The sequence below is a fragment of the Streptomyces sp. A0592 genome (assembly GCF_004795115.1).
Lineage (GTDB): Bacteria > Actinomycetota > Actinomycetes > Streptomycetales > Streptomycetaceae > Streptomyces > Streptomyces erythrochromogenes.
The window spans coordinates 1-819 of record NZ_SSBM01000102.1 but is presented as its reverse complement, the minus strand read 5'-3'; the positions used below and the strand labels follow the sequence as shown (position 1 = coordinate 819).

2 protein-coding genes are annotated in these 819 nt (G+C 67.3%); one reads left to right on the top strand and one right to left on the bottom strand.

From position 1 onward, the window contains the following. Positions 1-53: 53 nt before the first annotated feature. Complete coding sequence (locus E6U81_RS39535; RefSeq protein ID WP_136234807.1) at positions 54-407, top strand: PRC-barrel domain-containing protein; 354 nt, start codon at positions 54-56, stop codon at positions 405-407. Positions 408-497: 90 nt separating this feature from the next. Here the strand turns inward: E6U81_RS39535 and E6U81_RS39530 are convergent. After that, positions 498-819 (bottom strand): CBS domain-containing protein (locus tag E6U81_RS39530; protein WP_136234806.1); only part of this gene is annotated, 322 nt, incomplete at its 5' end.

Here is an 819-nt window from a genome sequence, read left to right as displayed (position 1 = left end):
CATACGTTCAGTGACGGAACGCCAGTCGTGACATCCGCCGAAATGGAGCAGTTGTGAGTGAGTTCGACATCTGGGGCTACGGGCCGGGCATCGGGTACCAGCAGGGCACCGACATCGTCGGGTACAAGGTCGAGGCCAAGGACGGGGCCATCGGCAAGATCAGCAAGCACTCCGAGGAGGTCGGAGCTTCCTACCTCGTCGTCGACACCGGGGTGTGGATCTTCGGCAAGCACGTACTGCTGCCCGCCGGGACGATCAACATGATCGACATGGTCGAGGAGAAGGTCTACGTGGACCGGACCAAGGAGCAGATCAAGGATGCTCCCGAGTTCGACGAGGCGAAGCAGGGCGGCGACCCGTCCTATCTGGAACAGTTCGGCCGCTACTACAACATGCCTCACATGTAACCGAGGCGCACGCATGGCGCGGGGCCCCGCCGTGGCGGGGCCCCTCGCCATGTCCGGACCCAGGCGCGCGAAGTCCGGGCGCGCGGGGGGTCAGCTCTGCGAGATCGCCTCGAGGAGGTCGCCGACCTTCGTGTCGGGCAGCGCGCGGGCGACGTCGGCCAGGGCGACGATGCCGACCAGAGTGTGGCCGTCGATGACGGGGAGCCGGCGGACCTGGTGGGCGCCCATGGTGCGCAGGATCTCCTCGGCGTCGTCGTCGGCGCCGATGGTCACCGCCTCGCCCTGGGCAAGGTCGCCGGCCGTCACCCTGGCGGGATCTTTGCCCGCGGCGAGGACGTTCACGACGATGTCGCGGTCGGTCAGGACGCCCTTGAGTTTCTCGTCGGTGCCGCAGATCGGCAGTGAGCCGACC